Genomic DNA, 3,953 nt, shown 5'->3' with positions numbered 1-3,953 from the left:
GACGGCGGCGCGGGAGAGATCGGCGCGATCACGTTGCGCCTGCTGACCGAGGGCGACCTGGCGGCCTACAAGGTGCTGCGCGACGCGATGCTGGCGCGGCACGAGCAGGCGTTCACCTCCGACGCGGAGACCGAGCGTGCGCGCGAGGCAACGAGCTACCGCGTGCGGCTGCATCCGCAGGCGGGCGGGAAGTCGCTGTTCACGCTGGGCGCGTGGCAGGGAGAACGTCTGGTGGGTGCCTTGACCTGCGAGCACGAGAACCGCAGGAAGGTGCAGCACATCGCGCACCTGATCGGGATGATGGTGGACGACGACTTCCGCGGACGCGGCATCGGCAAGCGCCTGCTGCAGCAGGCGCTGGCGCTGCTGCGCCGCGAGCCGCGCCTGGAGGCCGTGACGCTGAGCGTGACTGCTGGCAATCAATCGGCGATCGCGGTCTACCGCCAGGCCGGTTTCACGCGATACGGTCACCTCCCTCGCGCCATCCGTCTGTCCGACGGCCGTTACTACGCGAAGGACCTGATGAGTCTGGACCTCCGTCCCTGACCCGGAGTCCTCCCGTACTCCCAAGGCCCAAGCACAGCGAGCGCCCGTGGGGCCGGAATGGGGCTTGGGGTCCCTGGAGGGGTGCCCCATGCCCTGTGGAGTGCCCGCGCCAGGCCTCCCGCAGGAAAGGTCAATCGCAGGCCGCCGCCGCCCGCGCCGCCACGTCGACCTCGACCGTCAGTTCATCCTGGATGGCGAGCAGCCCGTTGAGCACGGAGAACGGTGTGATGCCGAACTCGCTCTGACGCAGGACGAGCGCGCCCTGGGCGCGCAACGGCGCATCACCTGCAGGCCGCACCACCCGCACGGGCACGTCGATCTCGCGGACCTGGCCGTGCCACTGCACCGCGAGCTTGACCGCCAGGACCGGGAACGCGCCTGCGACGGTGGTGCTGCGCATCGAGATCGTCGGGAAGCGTTCCCCGTCGACGGCGCGGAGCATGTTGGTCCGGGTGCCGGCGACATCGGACGCCGTGGGCACGCTGGCGAAGTCGGGGCCGAGGCCGGCGCGCCATTCGGGCTTGTCGATGCCGACCTCGTCGAGTCGGAATCCGAGTTCGACGCCGGCGCCGACGATGCCGCCGGCGGGCAGGAAGACCTGGCCGGCCAGCCGCTCGACGCCCAGCACATGGTTATGCCCGACCTTGGCGAGCCGCCCGCCGCGGAACACGTGGATGCGCACCTGCGAGGCGGCGGCGTCGACGCGGTAGAGCCGTCCTTCGCCGCGCTGCTGTGCCGCGAGCCAGGTGGGACAGGACGACGGCGGCGCGTCAACGCCTGCGGGGGATGGTCCGGCGCTTGCCGCAATTGGTGCACTGCCGCATCCCGCGACAGTCAGCGCCGCCACCAAGATCGCGGCACCGCCCGCCCCGCGCCGCCACCGGTGCCGCAGCACCTGAGGAACCTCGCTTGCCCGCGTCAACACTCGCATAGGGGTAAACCAAAGTGGTCAGACCTGCATTCTGAACGGCACAAACAAGCTGGTCGCACTAGCATTGCGACATCACGACGACACCTCGCACGGAGACTGCCATGGCACGCCAAGCCACCGACCTGATGGCGCAGTACGCCGCCTACCACCGCGACCGCCGCAACATCGCCACGCATTTCGTCGGCATCCCGCTGATCGTCTTCGCGATCGGCGTGCTGCTCGCGCGGGCGCAATTCCACATCGCCGACTGGACCGTGTCCGCCGCCTGGGTGGTCTGGGGCGCCGCGACGATCTGGTACCTGACACGCGGCAACCTGGTCCTGGGCCTGGCCACCGCCGTGGTCAACGCGGTGCTGATGGCGCTGGCACACCCGCTGGCGGCAGGCTCCATGGGCGGCTGGCTCGCCTGGGGCCTGGGCAGCTTCATCGTCGGCTGGATCATCCAGTTCGTCGGTCACTATTACGAGGGCCGCAAACCCGCCTTCGTCGACGACCTGATCGGTCTGCTGGTGGGCCCGATGTTCGTCGTCGGCGAAGCGCTCTTCGCGATGGGCTGGGGTCGCGACCTGCTCGCCGAGATCGAGCGCCGCGCCGGCCCCACCCATCTGCGCGACCTGACCCATCCCGCCTGAGCCTCGCGGCATCACGACCTCGCCCATTTGGGGGTCGGGTCTTGATGGGGCTTGCGGTGCGCCGCCAAGGCGCTTATCTTGGACCTCCGGATCGGTCGGCGATGGGCAGCGACCTCGCGACGATCTGGCCAGGATCCCGTCAGGACTTCGCCAGCTTTTCGCCAGGAGGCCCCATGAAACCGGTGTCTGAACTCTTGAAGAACCGCGGCCCCAGCGTCTGGCGCATCACGCCGGAAGCGACGGTGTTCGATGCGTTGCATCTGCTGGCGCAGCACGACGTCGGCGCGCTGCTGGTGATGGAGGGCGAGCGGCTGCTCGGCATCTTCTCGGAGCGCGACTACACCCGCAAGATCGCGCTGCAGGGCAAGGATTCGCGCAGCACGCAGGTCAAGGAGGTCATGACGGCCAACGTGTTCGTCGTGAAGCCCAATACCGAGTGCCGCGAGTGCATGAGCCTGATGAGCCAGCGCAAGATCCGCCACCTCCCGGTGGTCGAAGGATCGACCGTCGTGGGCATGCTGTCGATCAGAGACCTGATGGACAACATCATCGCGGACGATGAACTCACCATCGCCCAGCTGCAAAGTTATATCTATGGCTGAGGGCTGAGGGCCGAATGCCCTAGCCGCCCCAGAACTGCAGCGCGCGATCGGCACCCAACTTGGCTGCACGCGGCTTGGGCGGCGTGTCCGACGGCGCCGGCGTGCCCATCGCGAGCCAGCCGAGCAGCGTCTCGCCGGGCTCGCAGAACGCGGCGATCAGCCCCGGATCGCGCGCCTTCGCGCCACTCAGCATCTTTCCGCCGAAGCCCAGCGCCTGCGCGGCGTTCAGGAAGTTCGTCAGCGCCCCGCCCACGCAGGCCCACTGCTCATGCGCCGGCACCTGCGGGTGCCCCAGGTCCAGGCGCGCGACCACGGCCACCGTCACCGGCGGCCTCAGCGCACGTTCCTCATCCATGGCAAGTCCGCCGGCGTCCTTGCCCGCGCGGCGGGCGGCCTCGGCAAAGAGCGCGGCCATCGAGCGCTTCGCCTCGCCGCGCACGACCTTGAACCGGAAGGGCACCAGCCCCGCGTGGTCCGGCGCATGCAGCGCGGCATCGACCATCAGGCGCAAGTGCCCGTCATCAGGGCCGGGCTCGATCAGGTACTTCGGCCCGACCGAAGCTCGCGTCAGCAGCAGCTTCAGGGCTTCGTCGTTCATGGCGGCTCTCTTCCAGATCTCCTGCAGGTCCCTCTTCAAGGGTGCCGCAAGGATTCATCGATTCAACTTCCGGCGCGCCGCATAGGAACAGGCGTCGACCAGCATCACCAGCGCCAGCATCGCCAGCAGCACGGTGCAAGTCTCGCGCATCTGGAACAGGCTGAGGTGCAGGCTCAGCATCTGGCCGAGCCCGCCGGCACCGACGACGCCCAGCACCGTCGCGGCGCGGATGTTGTTCTCCCAACGGTACAGCGTGTAGCTGAGCAGCTGCGGCGCGGCCTGCGGCAGCGTCGCGAACGCGAACACCTGCCAGCGCGACGCGCCCGCCCAGCGCAGGGCCTGGGCGGTCTGCGGCGGTGCGTTCTCGAGCGCCTCGGCCATCAGGCGGCCGAGCACGCCGGTCGTGTGCAGGGCCAGCGCCAGGGTCCCCGGCATCGGCCCCAGGCCGGCCGCGACCAGCAGGATCGCCGCCCAGACCAGCTCCGGCACGCTGCGCAGCGCGTTCAGCAGCAGCCGCGAGAGCCAGCGCAGCGGCCCCGACGGCCGGCTGGCCACCAGGGCGATCGCGAGCCCGGCCAGCGCCGCCAGGCCGCTGCCGAGCGCCGACATCGCCAAGGTCTCCAGCGCACCCTGACCGACACGTG

The 3,953-nt window shown here is 69.6% G+C and carries 6 protein-coding genes; 3 read left to right on the top strand and 3 right to left on the bottom strand.

The annotated features are described in order from the left end of the window. Nucleotides 1-546, top strand: a 546-nt coding sequence (locus VF536_RS08955) for a GNAT family protein (protein ID WP_331614486.1), incomplete at its 5' end; no start/stop codon positions are given. A 130-nt stretch (nt 547-676) separates the two neighbouring features. On the opposite strand, the gene VF536_RS08950 is transcribed toward VF536_RS08955, so the two are convergent. Continuing rightward, nucleotides 677-1,228: a YceI family protein gene (locus VF536_RS08950; protein WP_331614485.1), complete on the bottom strand. Its 552-nt coding sequence runs from the start codon at nt 1,226-1,228 to the stop codon at nt 677-679. A gap of 350 nt (nt 1,229-1,578) precedes the next feature. On the opposite strand from VF536_RS08950, the gene VF536_RS08945 reads away from it, so the two are divergent. Continuing rightward, nucleotides 1,579-2,109 carry a DUF962 domain-containing protein gene (locus VF536_RS08945; RefSeq protein WP_331614484.1) on the top strand — a complete coding sequence of 177 codons (531 nt, stop codon included), beginning with the start codon at nt 1,579-1,581 and terminating at the stop codon, nt 2,107-2,109. A 173-nt stretch (nt 2,110-2,282) separates the two neighbouring features. Next, a complete protein-coding gene (locus VF536_RS08940) occupies nt 2,283-2,711 on the top strand; it encodes a CBS domain-containing protein (protein ID WP_331614483.1) in 429 nt (142 codons plus the stop codon). Between the two features lie 19 nt (nt 2,712-2,730). On the opposite strand, the gene VF536_RS08935 is transcribed toward VF536_RS08940, so the two are convergent. Both VF536_RS08935 and phnE read right to left on the bottom strand, forming a co-directional pair. Then, nucleotides 2,731-3,309, bottom strand: coding sequence for a nitroreductase (locus VF536_RS08935; RefSeq protein ID WP_331614481.1), 579 nt, complete (start codon nt 3,307-3,309; stop codon nt 2,731-2,733). Between the two features lie 54 nt (nt 3,310-3,363). Then, nucleotides 3,364-3,953: phosphonate ABC transporter, permease protein PhnE (phnE, locus tag VF536_RS08930; RefSeq protein ID WP_331614480.1), on the bottom strand; the 590-nt coding region annotated here is incomplete at its 5' end.

The organism is Roseateles sp. (assembly GCF_036486225.1).
GTDB lineage: Bacteria > Pseudomonadota > Gammaproteobacteria > Burkholderiales > Burkholderiaceae_C > Roseateles.
This window is presented reverse-complemented; position numbering and strand designations above follow the sequence as displayed.

Coding starts and splice junctions, on each gene's coding strand:
- VF536_RS08945 (WP_331614484.1), top strand. CDS start 1,579: ATGGCACGCCAAGCCACCGACCTGATGGCGCAGTACGCCGCCTACCAC.
- VF536_RS08940 (WP_331614483.1), top strand. CDS start 2,283: ATGAAACCGGTGTCTGAACTCTTGAAGAACCGCGGCCCCAGCGTCTGG.
- VF536_RS08935 (WP_331614481.1), bottom strand. CDS start 3,309: ATGAACGACGAAGCCCTGAAGCTGCTGCTGACGCGAGCTTCGGTCGGG.